The organism is Sporosarcina sp. BI001-red (genome assembly GCF_003384035.1).
Taxonomy (GTDB): Bacteria; Bacillota; Bacilli; order Bacillales_A; family Planococcaceae; genus Sporosarcina.
Genome location: NZ_QQAK01000014.1, coordinates 118658 through 136916, shown reverse-complemented (window position 1 = coordinate 136916; position 18259 = coordinate 118658). Strand labels below are relative to the sequence as shown.

Below are 18259 nucleotides of genomic sequence, written 5' to 3'. Positions count from 1 at the left end.
CCTTTCTCCAGTTAGAGGGAGGGTGTCTCATGGCAAGTCAAGCAGCATTTAATTATCAGCAGCAAGTAGAAGAGATTCGACAGGCTATGCAATGTGATTTCGTTGCACTGGCACTTGTGCAATCTGAGGAACGTCACTTCCAGATTCGTTGGGAGTTTGCTTCAGGCAACTTAAGCCAGCGGTTCCGAAGAATTATTTTGCAATCCGGAAAAGGCATTGCGGGAATTGTATTCAAGACGGGCAAACCTGTTTTTGCACCAGATGCCGAAAAGTACTGTACGAAAGAAGACTTGTATAACTATCCAATTATTGCTGCAGAACAGATAGAAAGTTTCGCGGCGATTCCGTTGTTTAAATACAATCGTGTGAAGGGGATCTTGCTTGCAGGGTGTCGCAAAAACAATTGTATGTCCATCGAGAAATTCGAATTGCTGAAATCCTTAGTTGCGCCCACATTCGGACCTTATTATAGTGAGGAGTTGACCAGGAAGTGAAGGGAATTAGTCAAAGTGGTGTAAGTAATCTGTTAGAGCATTTATATGAAAACTCAACGGAAGCAATCTTCTTCTTTAGCTTGGATGGAAGAGTTCTTTCGATGAACAAAGCCGCTGAACGAATTCTTGATCCTCAGGTCGCTCAACTTATGAAAGCCGGAAGTGCAGACGCAATCTGTATGGCGTGCAAAGGGTTTACTAGTGTCGAAGAGGAGCAGACATGCATTTCATGCTATATGTCAGATCCTGAAAGGAACATCCCCTCATTTCAAGTATTCTTAGAAACGGCTGGAAGGGGAACTGTTCCGTATACAGGAAGTATTCAAATGATTGACGCAGAACAAGGAATACGAGTGTTCATGCTTCGGGATTTGACAGAGCAATTCAAAACACAAGAAACATTACATCAGAAAACCCTAGTCAAACGAGTGATTAAAGCGCAAGAAGATGAACGGAAGCGAATCTCCCGCGAGCTTCATGATAGTGTCGCACAAGAGATGCTAAGTTCTTTAGTAGACTTGCGCGTGTTGAAGTACATGAATGTAGAAGATGATGTATTGAAGAAAGTTCGGCAAACCGAAGGATCCCTTATGCGTCTGCTCGATGACATCCGTCATTTATCGGTCCAGCTAAGACCGGCAACATTAGATGATTTAGGATTAGAAGCAGCATTCCGCACACACTTTAAATGGACCGAGAAGAATTATGGCCTTCTTGTCCACTTTACGAGTAACATGCAGTCCCAACGCTTCGAAGGCGAGATTGAAACCGTTGTCTACCGAGTCTGCCAAGAAGCTGTGTTCAACGCGTTAAAGTATGCAGAAGTGGAAGAAGTGGATGTCGAGCTTTTGCTGACTTCAGATGTGTTAACACTTACGGTAAGGGATCACGGAGTAGGATTTAACTTGAATGCTCCTACATACAAAGGTACTGGACTTGGACTATTCGGGATGAAGGAACGTGCAGAGTTGGTGAATGCTACGTTAAGTGTGCAAACAGGCATTGGAAACGGAACGACAATTTTATTGACCGTGCCTCTAACGAAGGAGGAGACGGAAGTTGAAAATAATCATCGCGGATGATCACGCAGTCGTAAGAAGTGGCTTTATGCACATATTGAATTTCCAACGGGATATGGAAGTTGTAGCGACAGCAGCAGATGGCTTAGAAGCTTATGATTTAGTCGCTAAACATAAACCAGACGTCCTTTTGATGGACTTGAGCATGCCTCCTGGAGAGAGTGGATTAATCGCCACTGGGAAAATTAACGAAGACTTTCCAGATACAAAGATTGTTATTTTAACGATGTATGACGACGAAGAATACTTGTTTCATGTATTGAAAAATGGTGCTTCTGGATACGTTTTGAAAAACTCACCTGACGAAGAGTTATTTGCAGCAATCCGTACGGTATATGACGGCGGAACGTACATTCAACCCTCTATGGCGACTTCACTAGTTCGAGAGTTTGTGAAAAAGGATGGAGAGCAAGAGGAAACAGATCCATTCAAGATCCTCTCAAAGCGTGAAATTGAAGTACTGCCGCTGGTAGCAAAAGGGTATGGCAACAAAGAAATCGCTGAAAAGCTATACATCTCCGTTAAAACAGTAGAAGCGCATAAAGCGAAGTTGATGGAGAAGTTAAACTTGAAGAGTAAACCAGAACTAGTTGAATATGCACTTAAGAAAAAGTTCTTGAATTTTTAAAACTGGTTTAGTTGAAACGGAGGCTTCGTCATGGAACCTAAACGATTCAAATTCGATTTGCCTGCGTTGCAGGTGTTGGAAAATGAACATCAGTATTTGACCTATTTAATGGATCGTTGGCATCCGATTGTCCTTGGATTTGAACGGAACATCTACTCACTTGATGAAGCACGTGAAGCCATTGGCTCATTGCGGAAAGCACTGATTGAGTTTATCGAACCATTTAAAAACCATACAGAGAAGGAAGAAGACATTTTGTTCCCTGAGCTATCGCAATACATCGGAGGCGATCAGGGGCCGGTTAAGGCAGTCGAAGAAGAACACGAAGAGCTAGATGCCTACATTGGACATTTCCTTCATCACACACGAGGCAGTCTGGATGAGTTATCACTGAAAGATCTAGAGGCTGTTGCGAGAGATGCAGGAGAAGCGTATGAGGCGATTACTGTGCATTTCATCAAGGAAGAGTCAATTGTTTTTCCAATGGTTGAATCGATGTTGCGAATTGAGCAGCAAGATGCGTTATTTGAAAAGTTATATACACCAATCTTGTAAGCGAAACAGGAAATAACTGATTTAAAAAGGCCTTTCATTCCCTACAGAAATGGACTGATATGGATGATTAAAAAAGTACAACTGCCGTTACAAACGGCAAACTTAGTCGTAGGTTTCATGGTGTGGGTGCTCATATCCTCGCTTCTTCCGTTCATTCGTGAAGATGTTGCGATTCCAGCAACTCGTGTTGCAATCGTCACTGCAGTTCCAGTCGTTCTCGGTTCCATCTTGCGCATACCACTTGGCTATTATGCGAACGTTTTTGGAGCGAGAATTATCTTTGCTGTGAGTTTCATCTTGTTACTATTTCCAGTGTTCTACATAAGTGCTGCATCCTCTTTTGCTGATTTGATAATTGGCGGAACGTTCCTCGGTATCGGTGGAGCCGTATTCTCTGTTGGGGTAACTTCACTTCCGAAGTACTATCCAAAGGAAAAGCATGGCTTAATCAACGGAATCTATGGAATGGGGAACGTCGGTACAGCCGTTACAACGTTCGCAGCGCCTGTCTTGGCGGTTCAGTTCGGATGGAGTGCGACAGTTAAATTCTATCTGATTCTCTTGCTCGCGTTCGCGGCATTGAACTTCGTCCTCGGTGATCGCAAAGAACCTAAAGTAAAGACATCGATGATTGGACAAATCAAAGGCGTCTATAAAAATGAAAAACTGTGGTTCTTCTCACTGTTTTACTTCATCACATTTGGATCATTTGTTGCATTCACTATCTTTTTACCAAACTTCTTAGTCGATTACTTTGAATTGGAAAAGGTCGATGCAGGAATGCGGACGGCTGGATTCATCATCGTAGCAACGCTATTCCGTCCAGTGGGCGGGTGGCTTGCGGACCGTTTCCAACCACTATTCCTACTAATGGGAGTTTTTGCAGGAATGACATTTGCTGCAGTTTTACTCGCATTCTCACCGTCCATCCTGCTTTATACAATCGGAATCATGCTCATTGCCTTAACAGCTGGAATCGGAAATGGTGTTATCTTCAAACTCGTTCCGTTTTACTTCAGTAAGCAAGCTGGAACAGCAAACGGGATCGTATCGATGATGGGTGGACTTGGTGGATTCTTCCCGCCATTACTCTTATCAGCGGTACATTCCATAACAGGGTCGTACTCTATTGGATTCATGGCGTTTGCCCAATTTGCACTCGTCAGCCTAGTCCTTGTCATCTGGCTCTATTATATGGATCGTTTGTCTACTGCAAAAGAAGTATTTGACTCGACAGGTTCAGGGATTCTCGTCACAGACTCATCCGGAAAGATCTTATCGGTAAATCCTGCCTTTACCCGATTAACAGGTTATTCTGCCGATGAAGTCATTGGAGAAAATCCAAATGTTCTCAGTTCCGGCAAGCAATCTAAGGAGTTCTACACAACTATGTGGAGTGTCATTGGGAACGAAGGATCTTGGCAAGGAGAAATGTGGAATAAGCGGAGAGATGGTTCTGAATACTTGGAGTTGTTGACCATCAATGCTATTAAAAATAATGACGGCGACGTAACCCGTTACGTAGGAACATTCAGCGATATAACCAGAGCATAAAAGCGGGGACGGCCAGTCGATTTGACTGGCGGTCCTCTGCTTACTTTACACGAAAGAAGGTGCGTAGGTTGGAACAACGTTATTCGAGACAAGTCTTGTTCAATCCTATTGGAGAGACCGGGCAGCGAAAACTAGAAAACTCACATGCTTTTGTCCTCGGATGTGGAGCACTTGGATCGGCAATTGCAGAGACACTTGTGCGTGCGGGTATTCAGAAACTGACAATAGCCGATCGGGATTACGTAGAGCCTTCGAATCTGCAAAGGCAACAATTGTTCACAGAGCAGGATGCGGTTCAAGGAATACCAAAAGTGATTGCTGCAGAAGCAAGATTGCGTGCGATTCGCAGTGATGTCACACTTGTTCCATTACTTGACCATGTTGATGGACAACTTCTCGAACAATATGCGCAGGATGCGGACATTTTACTCGATGCGACCGATAACTTTGAGGCTAGATTATTACTGAATGACTTCGCATGGAAACACGGGATTCCGTGGGTGTATGGAGCGTGTGTTGGAAGTTCCAGCAGCGTATTTCCATTCATCCCGGGGAAAACGCCTTGCTTCAGATGCTTGTTGCCCGTACTTCCTTCGGTCAATGAAACCTGTGATACTGCGGGCATCATTGCACCAGCTGTTCAGGTTACAGCTGCACATCAAAGTACAGAAGCGTTAAAATGGTTAACAGGCAACGAAGAAGCGATGCGGAAAAAATTGTTACATACTGACATTTGGCATAATACGCAAGTAGAAGCAGGCATCACGCGTTTGAAAAAGGAAGCGTGTGAAACATGTGGAAGTACACCTACATACCCTTCCCTGAATTTCGAGTCAGGCACGCACTACGCCGTACTGTGCGGCCGGGAAACGGTTCAAATCATACCGGCTGCTGAGCGAAAGTTGTCTGGAGATGATGTCTATCGTGTTGCAGAACGTCTCGGAACAGTGGAGAAGCATACCCCATTCTTTGTTGAGTTTTCCGCAGAAGGGTATAGATGTGTGGGGTTCTCAAATGGAAGACTGCTCATTCATGGATTGAAGGATATCAAGAAAGGGCGCAAAATCTATCATCAGCTGTTCGGATAAGGGGAGAATCGATGTGCACAAAGGAAACTCAGAAATGAAAAGGAAGTTAAATGTGTGTGTCTTAACAGTGAGCGATACACGTACAGAAGAAGATGACAATAGCGGAAGACTGATCAGAGAAAAGGTAGAAGAGGCTGGACATGAAGTCATTGCCCGCGTCATTTGTCCGGATGATAAAAACGCGATTTTGAAAGTGGTGGAATCGTGGATTGGCAAGAAGGATGCGAACGCGATTATCATCACTGGGGGAACGGGTATCAGCTATCGGGATGTGACAATTGAAACAATCCGACCGTTTTTCACAAAGGAATTAACCGGTTTCGGAGAGTTGTTCCGCTACATTAGTTATGCAGAGGATGTCGGCTCGAAAGCACTGCTAAGCCGTGCAGCTGCCGGAGCTGTCGGGGAAAAAGTTCTGTTTGCGTTACCAGGATCCGTAAAAGCAGTAGCCCTCGCGATGGATCGCCTTGTCATGCCAGAGCTGTTGCACATTCACTATGAGTTGACGAAGCATCTGTAAGGGAGACAAAAAAAGACGGAAGCGAGTTACGCATCCGTCCTTGTATAATCCCCGTTTTTACCGCCTGTTTTAGATTGGAGCATTGTGGGACCGATGACCATTTCTTTTCCGGCCGCTTTACACATGTCATACACTGTTAAGGCAGTTGCTGAGGCGGCTGTGAGTGCTTCCATTTCAACTCCAGTGAGTCCCGTCGTTTTCACCTCTGCGCGAATGAGTACTTCATAGTGTTGCACAGATTCGTCGATCTTCCATTCGAATCGGATATCGACACCGGTTAGAGGGAGTGGATGACACATCGGAATGATGGTTGCTGTATTTTTAGCTGCCATTATACCAGCCACTTGTGCAACTGCAAAGACATCACCTTTTTTATTTTTACCTTCTTTAATTTGATTGTAAATCGTTTCGTTAACAACGATGGAAGTACTCGCTACAGCAGTTCGGGATGTAATGGGTTTGTCGGATACATCGACCATGCGTGCACGTCCTTGGTCATTAAAATGAGTGAGTTCAGACATTCGAATCATTCCTTTCAACTCTGATACACTTAGTATAACAGAAGAAAGCAGGTGCTTTTGGTGGAAATGAGAAAGCCGATTCCAGTTGCGGAAGCAGTATCACAAGTCATGGGACACGTTCACCAATTGGGAACCGAATCAATTTCAATGGAACAGTCTGTAGGACGTATTTTAGCTGAACCAATTGTTGCCCGTCATAGCGTGCCGCCTTTTGATCGATCACCTTATGATGGATTTGCAATCCGGGCAAAAGATAGTATTGGTGCTTCAGGTGAACATCGTGTGCCGTTTACGGTTATTGGTGAGATTGGTGCGGGCTACGTAGGGGAACAACCAGTGGGACCTCACGAAGCATATAGAATTATGACAGGTGCACAAATGCCTGAAGGCGCAGACGCTGTTGTGATGTTTGAACAAACTGTTGAAGCGGCAGAAAGCTTTACAGTAAGGAAACCTTTTGAACCTGGAGAAAACGTCTCTTTTAAAGGAGAAGACGCTGCTGATGGGGAATCGCTCATTGCTACGGGGACTCTTATTCATGCAGGCACGATTGCGCTTCTTGCAACGTTCGGCTACGCAAAGGTATTGGTTTATCGGCAACCCGTCGTCGGGATTTTATCGACAGGAACGGAATTATTGGACGTGTCCGATGACCTGGCACCGGGTAAAATTAGAAACTCTAATGGTCCAATGGTGAAAGCGCAACTACAGAGATTAGGCGTACCATTCAAATCGTATGGCACTTCTTCGGATGACTTAGATGCATGCACAGAAGTAATCGCTCGTGCCTTGCAGGAAACGGATGCGCTTATTACAACAGGTGGCGTTTCAGTCGGAGATTTTGATCACTTGCCTGCAATTTACGAACGGTTAGGTGCGACCGTGTTATTCAACAAAGTAGCGATGAGGCCAGGAAGTGTTACGACGGTTGCAGTTCTTCAGGACAAGTTCCTGTTCGGGCTTTCCGGAAACCCTTCAGCTTGTTTTACAGGGTTTGAATTATTCGCACGTCCTGCCTTACTTTCCATGATGGGAAGTACGGAACCATATCTTCCTTATTTAAAAGCACAGTTAGCAGAAGACTTCACAAAACCGAATCCGTTCACTCGATTCGTCCGTGCGGTTTGGAAAATGTCAGCGAATGGGTTAACAGTAGCCCCAGCAGGATTCAATAAATCCAATGCGGTGTCATCGATTGCCAAAGGGAACTGTCTAATTGTATTGCCAAGCGGCACGCGTGGATATGCTAAAGGCGATGAAGTGGATTTATTGCTGATTGGCGCTGAACAAGGTGCAGAAGATTGGGTGCTTTGAAGACTCTCCATATTGTTGGCTATAAAAACAGCGGAAAGACGACGCTACTTGAACGCTGGATCGGTATTGTGAAAGCGAAAGGGCTGACGGTCGCTGTGTTGAAGCACCATGGCCACGCGGGACAGATTGAGCTGCCTTCAACAATAACGGATACTAGCCGTTTTTTCGATAAAGGTGCAGATTCAACCCTTGTGGCAGGCGGAGGCAGTGCTCAGCTTTTACTGAACAATGAGCCCTCATTTGGAGCATTAAAAGCGCTAGTTACATACGATTCACCAGACGTGCTGCTGATCGAAGGTTTTAAGGATGAGCGGGGCGCAAAGGTTGTACTCGTTCGCAGTTGTGAAGACTGGAATACGTTGCAAGAACTTGAAAAAATTCAGCTTGTTATCGGAGAGGTCGATCCCGGTGGCTACCCGATTATCAAAGATCGCGGGGATTCGGTGCAACTCGATAATTGGTTCACGGATTGGCTGAATAGGGAGGGTCATTATGAAACCATTTGAAGTAGTGGAAACACCGATTGATGCGCAAGTATATTCGGATTACGTGCTCCATGCAGGTGCCGGCGCGGTTACGTTATTCACAGGACACGTGCGGGAATGGACACACGGTGTACGAACGGTATATTTAGCATACGAAGCATATGTACCAATGGCGGAAAAAAAACTCGCTGAAATCGGTGCGGAAATGGAAGCGAAGTGGCCAGGCGTTAAAGTTGCGATTGCACATCGTATCGGAGAATTGCACATATCTGATATTGCGGTCGTCATCGCGGTTTCTTCCCCGCATCGAAAAGCTGCCTACGAAGCGAATGAATACGCAATTGAGCGCATTAAAGAAGTTGTTCCAATCTGGAAGAAAGAGATTTGGGAAGACGGCGAAGAATGGCTGGGCGCCCAAAAGAAATATCCTGAAAAAGGAGTGGATTCAGTATGATTCGCGTTCACTATTTTGCCAGACTTAGAGAGCTTGCTGGAAAAGGCCAAGAGACGCTGGACCGTGAGCAGATGACGGTGCAAGAACTATTGGATTGGGCTGAAGAAAGTTATCCTGGATTTGGAAAAGATGATATTCAAGTAGCGGTGAATGAAGAGTATGCACTTCCTGGAGACGTCATTCACTCAGGAGATGAGTGTGCGTTCATCCCACCAGTTAGTGGAGGATGACGTCATGATTGGCATCGTATTAGCAGGAGGTCAGTCGAGACGGTTTGGTTCAACAAAGGCATTCGCAATGTACAATGGAAAATGCTTTTACGAGTATGCGATTACTGCGCTCGCGCCTCACTGTTCGCAAATTGTAGTCGTTGCTAGAAAAGAAGACGTTAATCGGTTTCCTAGTACACTACATATTGTCACGGACTTGCAAGAATTTGCGGGACAAGGTCCGCTCGCAGGGATCTTAACGGGGATGAATACCATTCAAAGCGACTGGTACGCGGTGCTACCGTGTGATGTTCCGTTTGCGGATGACTCGATTATTCGGAAATTAATGAACCATAGGACGGGCAATTTGTCCGTTGCGATTGAAGAAATCGGCAAGTGTCATCCGCTGCTCTCCATTTGGAGCAAGGGGGCGGAACCGATGATCCGCTCATCGCTCGAGATGGAGAACCGAAGTGTCCGGCCACTCATTCATCATTGGGTGGATGGACAGGTACTGTTGGAAAAGAAGCCATCGCTTTTTGATAATGTAAACAAGCCAGGACAACTTGAAGGGAGATGACAACATGGAGCCGATAACAGATAAGTTTGGTCGTCCAATTCGTGATTTACGAATATCCGTGACAGATCGTTGCAACTTCAGATGCTCCTATTGCATGCCGAAAGAGATTTTCGGGGACGATTACGTATTCCTACCGAAAAACGAGTTGTTGTCGTTTGAAGAGATTGAACGCCTAGCTCACCTCTTTGCGAAGCTTGGTGTGAAGAAGTTACGGTTAACCGGTGGCGAGCCGCTTATGAGACGGGGACTTCCTGAACTTGTCGGGAAACTGATGCAGATTAAAGGAATTGAAGACATCGGTCTCACGACAAACGCCGTGCTACTGGGTCAATATGCAGAACCTCTATATGACGCGGGCTTACGCCGATTAAATATAAGTCTGGATGCACTGGATCCAGTGTTATTCGGAGAGATGAACGGTCGGGGCGTAAAGCCGGAAGTCATACTCAAAAATATTGATAAGGCTCATGCTTTAGGGTTTACCATAAAGATGAATATGGTCGTGAAAAAGGGAACCAATGAGCAAGAAATCTTGCCGATGGCTCAATACTTTAAAGAACGCGACATCACGTTGCGATTCATTGAATTCATGGATGTTGGAAATGACAATGGTTGGAGCTTCGCGAAAGTCGTGACAAAAAAGGAAATACTGGAATGCCTGCAAGCTGCCCATGACCTTGAGCCAGTTGAAGAAGAGTATTATGGAGAAGTGGCAAAGCGCTGGCGCTATAAAGACAATGGTTCAGAGGTTGGTTTCATCACATCAGTATCCGAATCGTTCTGTTCAACGTGCACACGGGCTCGACTTTCATCAGAAGGTAAGTTATTTACATGCTTGTTTGCATCAGAAGGATTCGATGTCCGTGCACTAATTCGTGACGGAGCAACAGACGAAGAACTTGCTGCGGCTGTAACGGGTGTATGGGAAAACCGTGCAGATCGTTATTCAGATGAACGTACGGAACAGACTGTAAAAAATCGTCAAAATAAAAAGATTAACATGAGTTATATCGGGGGCTGACCAACAGCCTCCTTAAATAGTTGGGGGGATTTAAACATGACTGGAAGAAACGAACCATGCCCATGCGGCAGTGGGAAAAAGTATAAAAAGTGCTGTGGGAAAGTTGGCGATGATCTGCTGAGTGCTGTCGTCAATGAAGAGCTCGATCGTATTCTTAGTCAATTTTTCGATACATATCCAACCGGTGCTTCTCGTGATGCTATGATGCATCTTATGCGCCAATGGGCTGAACAACTCCGTGGTAGTTGGGAACCTGCACATATAGAAGAGGCGGCTTCTGAATTTTATTTGTTCGTAGAAGATCCTTCACAATGGAAAGAGTATATCAGCAAGCAACAAATCGCTGCGGCACGCGGCACGGTACAAGACGTTCTTAAGAAATGGGAAGAGCCGTTTATGCTGCTTGGTGAAATAACGGCTGCGAAACCAAATACGTTGGAGATTACAAAGTTATTGACAGGCGATGTAATTGAACTTGCGCGTATAGAAGGTATGCCTGCAGATGAAGGTACATTGTTGTTTGGAGTTGTACTTCCGGATACCCGCCGTGGTGACAATGCGGTAGCACCGGTTTCATCTATGCTGTTTTTAGCGAAATGGAGCAAACAGACGAAAAAGTCATTGCTTGAGTTATGGGAGAAGTCGTCTGACCCTTCGCCTGCAGAATTCATCCGCAACCATACGCTTGAAATCTATGAGCTGCTCGTAAAACGCAGCATGGCTTCGATGAATGAAATGATTGAAGATGTACTTGCACCGTCCCAGTTGACTGCATTAAAGCAGCTTGACGAAAAACTTGCAAAAGCAAATGAGCCTGCAGATGTCAGAGAAATGCTTCAGAAATTGTCGGTTGCATACTTTTTGAATACCGAAATGACAGAGGATGCCAAACTGGATGTGTCTGCGTTTGTACAGGCATCACTCCAAGTTGGACAGTCGTTATCACTGGTGAAACATGAGACTTCGATTGAAGCAACAGAGGATACGAACGCGGTTGAACACTTCTCAACTGAGCTTAGAGATTTGTATGATGCAATGATGACAGACGGAGATGCTGCAGCTGCTGCCATCTACGAGATTGGAACAGACCCAAGACCTACAGAATCTGAGTTATGGGAAACAGCGATGACCACTTCTGGCGTTGTCGAGCCGGAGCGTCGTCCAGGAGTAGACGAGGGGCGTGCGCAACGCCTTGCTTATGAAGCGTTTGGCGCAGAAGATGAAGATATGCGCCGGAAATTGGCCGAATCTGCATTGTCCATTGTACCGGGATTGTCTGATGGGCTATTGCTGAAAGCAGAAATAGAAAATGACGTGGAAAAAGCAAGCGAGCTGTACGAACGGGCAATCCGTGAGGCGAGTAAATGCTTTGAAGCGGGCGAAAACCCATGGCAAAACATTCCGAATCGACCGTTCATGCGTGCTGCATTTGCGTATGGAACTCATCTATTCATGCATGGGGAGTTCAACGAAGCTGCCGAAGTGTTCTTGGATCTCGTTCACATGAATACAACAGATAACCAAGGGGCGCGCTATGAAGCGATTGCTTCGCTGATCCATGCTGAACGCTTCAATGAAGCAGGAGAGTTATTAGTTCGTTACGAACGCGGATCGGAAAACGATGCAACGTATTTATACTTGGATTGGAAGCTCGAAAACGAAGCATCTAGTGGCGAGTCTGAAGAAGAGGCAGATATGCTAAAGAAAGCATCGGCAGCAAATGGCAATGTCATGCACTTGATGGCGTTCCGTGCCCAAACGATTGAGTATCCACGCCACGAACGTCTCGAACCTGGCAGTAAAGAGGAATCGCGCTATATTTGGCTGTTGTTAAATGGACCGAGTGGCGTGAAGGAAACATTGGAGAAAAGTAAACAAAGCGCTGTCAATTAATACTTTAGCATTGGAGTAATCGTATACAAGTAATGAAGAGCGGAAGAGATTTGATTGGTAAAGGGCACTAAGTGCATAGCTATTCTTTGCAGCGGGGTGCTGTCACTGTTGGATAGCGGCAAGTTGCGGGATCGTGCTCATAAACCAGGGAAAGTGATCATAAACCATGAAAAGAGCTCATAAACTTCATACGCCATGCAATTGCGCTTACACCAAGTAACCAAAAAAGCTGTCCGCATCTGCGGGCAGCTTTTCGTTATTGTTTAAAACTTACTTTCCACCAAACAAATCGAATAATCCACCTGCGACACTACCTTCACCTTTGGAACTGCTTCCTGGGATTTGAGGTGCAGAAGCAAAAACGCGACTCGCAAGACGTGAAAATGGAAGTGATTGGATCCAGACAGAACCTGGCCCGCGCAGTGTTGCAAAGAACAGCCCTTCGCCACCGAACAGTGCCGTTTTGACACCTTTTACGGTTTCAATCGAATAGTCGATGTCGTGCGTCATTGCAACTAAGCACCCAGTATCTACACGTAATGATTCACCAGGTTGCAGTTTCTTCTCAATGATTGTCCCACCTGCATGCACAAACGCGAGTCCATCACCTTCTAATTTTTGCATAATGAATCCTTCGCCACCGAAGAATCCAGTCCCAAGCTTACGCTGAAACTCAATTCCGACAGAAACGCCTTTAGCCGCTGCTAGAAACGCATCCTTCTGACAAATAATTTTGCCGCTATGTTCACTTAAATCCATGGGAATTATTTTTCCTGGATAAGGAGAAGCGAATGATACATGGCGCTTACCCGTTCCAGTATTCGTGAAGGTCGTCATGAACAAACTTTCTCCTGTTAGCACGCGCTTGCCAGCTCCCACAATCTTTCCGAAAAATCCACCACCATTGCCTGAACCATCCCCGAAGATGGTCTCCATCTCAATATGATCTTCCATCATCATAAGGGCACCGGCTTCAGCTACGACCGTTTCCTGCGGATCTAGTTCAACTTCAACAAACTGCATATCATCGCCATGAATCTTATAGTCAATTTCGTGATTATTCATTGTCAGTTCCTCCGAGTTTAATATTTGTTAATTAGATATACGTTATATCTAGAACGAAGGTTTCATTTATTCGTACTGCAAGTGCCTTTCTCCCGTAAATCTTTCATCGTTTTAATTTGGAAGCACAGTTTTGAAACTTCATCTGCATAAGGTGTAGAAAAATAGTGTTCTTGGAACGAAGTCGTAACGGATTCCAAAATTGTTGGACCGCTATTTCCAGTTACAATTTCTTCTAACAAAAATGTTGCATATTCTACGCCTTTAGCTTCCTTATCTTTTTCAAAACGTGCAAGCATGACTCGTAATTCTTTCATTAGCAATTCTTTTGTATTTTCATTATCGTCATACGTTAACTTATCGAGAAGAGCTTTACCTAGCAACTTGTCCTCACTTGATATCATGCTAGTCATAATATCATCAAGCCGACGGATCGCGAAAGGTACGAGCTGATCATAATTGAATGAATTCTTTTCTCTTCCGCCAATTTTTACGAAATGGTGGATATGTTGCATCATACCCACGAGCATAACGGCACCGTCCGCATTATAAGGTTCAGATTCAGGGCCGTAGACTTCTAGTAACCGACCCGATAACCAGGAAATTTCAGATAAATATTGTTTTCGGACGAAGGTTCTCATCTCATCATCGTTCGAAAAGAAAACAGCTTCATAGATAGGAAGTAAATTCCGTTCTCGATCTACATGCGCACGGGTTACAATTTGTAAAGCAAAAATCGTCTTATCGGATCGGTCTTGTCCAAGGAGCAATTTTCGCCTTCTTGTGATCGACTCTTCGTTTGCTATTTCTAGTATTGCTAATAAGCATTCGTTTTTTGAAGTGAAATAATTGTAAAATGTGCCTTTGGATATTCCCGCGGCAGTTAAAATGTCTTGAACAGAAGTTGCGACAATCCCTTTATCTTGGAAAACTTGCTGAGCAGCTAGAATGATTTTCAGTTTCCGCTCGTTCATCACATCACCTTTTTGTAAGTTAGTATACTGACAGTCTACTCCGGAAACCCTTATTTATCAATGAAATTTAATCACATAAATCTTTTTATTGATTTTTTTGGACTGTGAGTATAAAATGTATTTCATGATGTTTTTCGAAGTTCGAACTAACAAGAAAATGGAGGAATTGCTAGATGGTAAAAAATGAACAAATTAAGAAAGAGAATGATAAGCCACCATACGGCATAATTGCGATTTTATTCATCGGGGCGTTTGTCGCGATTTTGAATAATACATTACTCAATATTGCACTTCCTACAATTATGAACGAATTTAAGATCACCCCTTCTCAGGTACAATGGCTAACGACGGGCTATATGCTAGTCGGCGGTATTATGATGCCAGCCAGTGCTTTTTTCATTCTTAAATTTAAGAACCGACACTTATTTTTAACAGCGATGATGCTGTTTTCAATAGGAACATTTTTGGCGATTGTCACGCCCAACTTTTCATTATTAGTAGCAGCACGGATGATTCAAGCTTCCGGGGCAGCGCTTCTAATGCCACTTTTAATGAATGTCATGCTCGTGGCGTTTCCTATTGAAAAACGAGGTCAGGCACTTGGCTACTTTGGACTCGTCATGTTTACAGCTCCAGCAATAGGACCGACGCTGTCAGGTTTCGTTGTGGAACACTATTCATGGCGCGCATTATTCATCATCGTTTTACCAATAGCACTATTCACGATGGTCTATGCCTATTTCAAACTAAAGAATATTACGCCGAATAAACCAGTTAAAGTCGATGTCTTCTCCATCGTTCTTTCAAGTATTGGATTTGGCGGATTACTTTACGGATTTAGTTCAGCAGGTAGTAAAGGCTGGTCATCGATTGAAGTTTACGGAACAATCACTATCGGTGCCATCGGACTCTTCTTGTTTGTCTTTCGACAGCTTAGAAAAAAAGATCCAATGCTCGATTTCAGAATCTACAAGCATCCGATGTTCGCACTATCATCGGTCATTTCAGTTGTCGTATCGGTTGCCATGTTCTCAGGGATGATTTTGACACCGCTATACGTTCAAAGTGTACGTCACATTTCACCTCTAGACTCTGGATTACTAATGTTACCAGGGGCGGTTTTGATGGGGATTATGTCTCCGATTACAGGTAAGTTGTTCGATAAATATGGACCAAAAGCGCTTGCCATCACAGGGTTAGCGATTACCATGCTGACAACGTACATGCTTAGCCAACTTACGATGGAAACAGGCTATTTTGAACTTATGTTGATTTATTCAGCACGCATGTTCGGGCTTTCTATGGTGACAATGCCGATTATGACGAATGGTATGAACCAGTTGCCGATGGTTTCAAACCCGCATGGTACTGCTATGAACAGTACCGTTCAACAAGTCTCGGGTGCAATTGGATCCGCGATTCTATTGACACTCATGACAAAACGTGCTGAATCAACGGGTACTGAGATTGCTACAAATGCAGCAACATCAGGCAAATTGCCGACAGATGCAGCGGCATTGGCAGAATTCAAAGTACAAGTGGCACAACAAGCACAGCTCGACGGCATAAACCATGCGTTCTTCATCTCAACAGTGATTGCAGGTGTAGCACTTGTGTTAACGTTCTTCATGAAACGCGTGCTACCACCGAAGTTTAAAGATCAAGCTAACCCACTAAAGCCAGCAGAAAAGCGGGCTCAAACACAGCTAAAAAGCGACAACACATAATCAAAAGTCTTCCATTGGAATGGAATTTCCAATGGAAGACTTTTTTGTTTGGAATCAAATCAATTAGCATGGTTATATCCATCCCGCGGAAGGAATCCCAAGTGTTCACCCAAAACAATCACGCGACCAACTAACATTACTTAGGAAGTTGCTCATAAATCACGAAAAGTGATCATAACCCTGGGAAGGCGCTCATAAATCATGAAAAGTGATCATAACCCTAAGAAAGTGCTCATAAATCACGAAAAGTGATCATAACTCTGGGAAAGTGCTCATAAATCATGAAAAGTGATCATAACTCTGGGGTAGTGCTCATAAATCACAAAAAGTGATCATAACTCTGGGAAGTTGCTCATAAATCACGAAAAGTGATCATAACCCTGGGAAAGTGCTCATAAATCACAAAAAGTGATCATAACTCTGGGAAAGCGCTCATAAATCACGAAAAGTGATCATAACGTAAGAGACGTGATCATAATCTCAGCAAACTGCTCATAACTTGTACTAATCAATCAGAATCTTCATCTATATAACGAAAGGTAATATCTTATTCCTGTCGAATAGAGTATGAAAGGGCTTACAAATCTATCAACCTATCTCGAAAGGGGAATACAGCAATGAAACTGAACAACTACATCAATGGACAATGGGGAACAGATACAGGAGCAGACTATACAGCAGTGAAAAATCCAGCAAACGGGAAAACGCTTGCGGATGTGCGGTTATCCTCAGCGGACGATGTCAACCAAGCAGTTGCAGCAGCAAAAGTGGCACAAAAGAAATGGGCGCGAGTACCCGCACCAAAACGCGCGGATTACTTATATGAAATCGGTCGCATTATGATTGAAAAGAAAGAGCATCTTTCACAAATACTCACAAAAGAAATGGGTAAAGTCATAGAAGAAGCACGCGGTGAAGTCCAAGAAGGCATCGACATGGCCTATTATATGGCAGGTGAAGGCCGCCGACTCTTCGGGGAAACGGTGCCATCTGAACTTGATAACAAATTTGCAATGAGCGTTCGTGCGCCAATCGGCGTCGTCGGATTAATCACACCATGGAACTTCCCGGTTGCGATTGCTACGTGGAAATCGTTCCCGGCAATCGTTGCTGGCAACACATTCATCTGGAAGCCCGCGACAGAAACACCGATGATGGCATATGAAATGGCGCTCATTTTTGAAGAAGCTGGTTTGCCTGAAGGCGTGGCGAACGTCGTATTCGGAAGTGGCGGCACAGTAGGAACTGCGATGATCGAGCATCCAGATGTTCGTGTCATTTCATTCACAGGCTCAACGGAAACTGGGAGACGCGTAGCAGAACTAGGTGGCCGTCATTTGAAGAAGGTATCTCTCGAAATGGGGGGTAAAAACGCAATTATCGTCATGGATGATGCGGACATTGACCTCGCTGTAGAAGGTATACTCTGGAGTGCATTTGGAACAGCTGGACAACGATGCACTGCATGTAGTCGAGTTATTGCGCATACGGATATAAAGCAGGAACTTGAGCACAAGTTGCTAGAAGCGATGAAAGGCTTGCCGATTGGCGACGGGGCAGATGAATCGAATAAAATCGGTCCTGTCATCAATGCAAAAGCACTTGAGAAAATTAGCTACTACGTGAACGTTGGGAAAGAAGAAGGTGCGAAACTGTTGGCAGGCGGAAGTACGCTGACAGAGGGCCATTACACAGGTGGGCACTACTTTGAACCGACACTCTTCACAGACGTTGCAGCGGATAGTCGCCTTGCCCAAGAAGAAATTTTCGGCCCTGTCATTTCGCTCATTGAAATCAGTAGCTTAGAAGAAGCAATTGAAGTGAACAACAGTGTGGTATATGGCTTGTCCAGCTCGATTTTCTCTAGGGATGTCAACAAAATTTTCCAAGCACAACGCGACCTTGATACAGGAATCGTCTACGTGAATGCTGGAACAACTGGCGCGGAGATTCACTTGCCATTCGGCGGTACAAAAGGAACAGGAAACGGCCATCGTGACTCAGGTGTTGCGGCCCTTGATGTCTTCACGGAGTGGAAGAGCATTTACGTTGATTTCAGCGGCAAGTTGCAACGGGCACAGATCGATAACAACTAAAAGGA

Annotated in this window: 19 protein-coding genes; 16 read left to right on the top strand and 3 right to left on the bottom strand. The window is 44.6% G+C overall.

Annotated elements, in window-relative coordinates:
* The first annotated feature begins 29 nt into the window (after positions 1-29).
* The 7 genes from DVB69_RS13800 (at position 30) to DVB69_RS13770 (ending at position 5918) form a co-directional block, all read left to right on the top strand.
* Positions 30-494 carry a GAF domain-containing protein gene (locus tag DVB69_RS13800; protein WP_116019690.1) on the top strand — a complete coding sequence of 155 codons (465 nt, stop codon included), beginning with the start codon at positions 30-32 and terminating at the stop codon, positions 492-494.
* Positions 491-1576: a sensor histidine kinase gene (locus DVB69_RS13795; protein ID WP_233505412.1), complete on the top strand. Its 1086-nt coding sequence runs from the start codon at positions 491-493 to the stop codon at positions 1574-1576. Before DVB69_RS13800 ends, DVB69_RS13795 begins: the two co-directional genes overlap by 4 nt.
* A complete protein-coding gene (locus DVB69_RS13790) occupies positions 1554-2201 on the top strand; it encodes a response regulator (RefSeq protein WP_116019689.1) in 648 nt (215 codons plus the stop codon). The genes DVB69_RS13795 and DVB69_RS13790 overlap by 23 nt, the downstream gene beginning before the upstream one ends.
* A 30-nt stretch (positions 2202-2231) precedes the next feature.
* Positions 2232-2756, top strand: coding sequence for a hemerythrin domain-containing protein (locus DVB69_RS13785; RefSeq protein WP_116019688.1), 525 nt, complete (start codon positions 2232-2234; stop codon positions 2754-2756).
* Between the two features lie 63 nt (positions 2757-2819).
* Positions 2820-4310: a nitrate/nitrite transporter gene (locus DVB69_RS13780; RefSeq protein ID WP_116019687.1), complete on the top strand. Its 1491-nt coding sequence runs from the start codon at positions 2820-2822 to the stop codon at positions 4308-4310.
* Positions 4311-4378: 68 nt separating this feature from the next.
* Positions 4379-5398, top strand: a complete 1020-nt coding sequence (locus tag DVB69_RS13775) for a ThiF family adenylyltransferase (protein WP_116019686.1) — start codon at positions 4379-4381, stop codon at positions 5396-5398.
* Positions 5399-5432: 34 nt separating this feature from the next.
* Positions 5433-5918, top strand: a complete 486-nt coding sequence (locus tag DVB69_RS13770; protein ID WP_116019814.1) for a MogA/MoaB family molybdenum cofactor biosynthesis protein — start codon at positions 5433-5435, stop codon at positions 5916-5918.
* 26 nt (positions 5919-5944) lie between these two features.
* Here the strand turns inward: DVB69_RS13770 and moaC are convergent, their stop codons facing one another.
* A complete protein-coding gene (moaC, locus tag DVB69_RS13765) occupies positions 5945-6439 on the bottom strand; it encodes a cyclic pyranopterin monophosphate synthase MoaC (protein WP_116019685.1) in 495 nt (164 codons plus the stop codon).
* A 57-nt stretch (positions 6440-6496) separates the two neighbouring features.
* Between moaC and DVB69_RS13760 the strand changes: the two genes are divergently transcribed.
* Genes DVB69_RS13760 through DVB69_RS13730 form a run of 7 tightly spaced genes read left to right on the top strand, consistent with a single transcriptional unit; the run spans position 6497 to position 12395 of the window.
* Positions 6497-7753 carry a molybdopterin molybdotransferase MoeA gene (locus DVB69_RS13760; protein ID WP_116019813.1) on the top strand — a complete coding sequence of 419 codons (1257 nt, stop codon included), beginning with the start codon at positions 6497-6499 and terminating at the stop codon, positions 7751-7753.
* Positions 7741-8259, top strand: a complete 519-nt coding sequence (gene mobB / locus DVB69_RS13755; RefSeq protein WP_116019684.1) for a molybdopterin-guanine dinucleotide biosynthesis protein B — start codon at positions 7741-7743, stop codon at positions 8257-8259. The genes DVB69_RS13760 and mobB overlap by 13 nt, the downstream gene beginning before the upstream one ends.
* Positions 8246-8692 (top strand): molybdenum cofactor biosynthesis protein MoaE, encoded by a 447-nt coding sequence (locus DVB69_RS13750; RefSeq protein WP_116019683.1) that lies wholly within the window; start codon positions 8246-8248, stop codon positions 8690-8692. Before mobB ends, DVB69_RS13750 begins: the two co-directional genes overlap by 14 nt.
* Positions 8689-8922: a molybdopterin converting factor subunit 1 gene (moaD, locus tag DVB69_RS13745; protein ID WP_116019682.1), complete on the top strand. Its 234-nt coding sequence runs from the start codon at positions 8689-8691 to the stop codon at positions 8920-8922. Before DVB69_RS13750 ends, moaD begins: the two co-directional genes overlap by 4 nt.
* Positions 8923-8926: 4 nt before the next feature.
* Complete coding sequence (mobA, locus tag DVB69_RS13740; protein WP_158541101.1) at positions 8927-9481, top strand: molybdenum cofactor guanylyltransferase; 555 nt, start codon at positions 8927-8929, stop codon at positions 9479-9481.
* Positions 9482-9485: 4 nt separating this feature from the next.
* Positions 9486-10502: a GTP 3',8-cyclase MoaA gene (gene moaA / locus DVB69_RS13735; protein ID WP_116019680.1), complete on the top strand. Its 1017-nt coding sequence runs from the start codon at positions 9486-9488 to the stop codon at positions 10500-10502.
* Between the two features lie 36 nt (positions 10503-10538).
* Positions 10539-12395, top strand: coding sequence for an SEC-C metal-binding domain-containing protein (locus DVB69_RS13730; RefSeq protein ID WP_116019679.1), 1857 nt, complete (start codon positions 10539-10541; stop codon positions 12393-12395).
* Between the two features lie 270 nt (positions 12396-12665).
* Here DVB69_RS13730 and DVB69_RS13725 read toward each other — a convergent pair whose 3' ends face one another.
* Together DVB69_RS13725 and DVB69_RS13720 are read right to left on the bottom strand one after the other, a co-directional pair.
* Entirely contained in the window at positions 12666-13460 is a 795-nt protein-coding gene (locus DVB69_RS13725) for a TIGR00266 family protein (protein ID WP_116019678.1), read from the bottom strand.
* A 62-nt stretch (positions 13461-13522) separates the two neighbouring features.
* Positions 13523-14431, bottom strand: coding sequence for a TetR/AcrR family transcriptional regulator (locus DVB69_RS13720; RefSeq protein ID WP_116019677.1), 909 nt, complete (start codon positions 14429-14431; stop codon positions 13523-13525).
* Positions 14432-14604: 173 nt separating this feature from the next.
* Here DVB69_RS13720 and DVB69_RS13715 point away from each other — a divergent pair, with 173 nt between their 5' ends.
* Both DVB69_RS13715 and DVB69_RS13710 read left to right on the top strand, forming a co-directional pair.
* Positions 14605-16158: a DHA2 family efflux MFS transporter permease subunit gene (locus DVB69_RS13715; protein ID WP_116019676.1), complete on the top strand. Its 1554-nt coding sequence runs from the start codon at positions 14605-14607 to the stop codon at positions 16156-16158.
* 617 nt (positions 16159-16775) lie between these two features.
* The gene (locus tag DVB69_RS13710) at positions 16776-18254 is read left to right on the top strand and encodes an aldehyde dehydrogenase family protein (protein ID WP_116019675.1); all 1479 of its coding nucleotides are present in this window, start codon (positions 16776-16778) and stop codon (positions 18252-18254) included.
* The last annotated feature ends 5 nt before the right edge of the window (positions 18255-18259 follow it).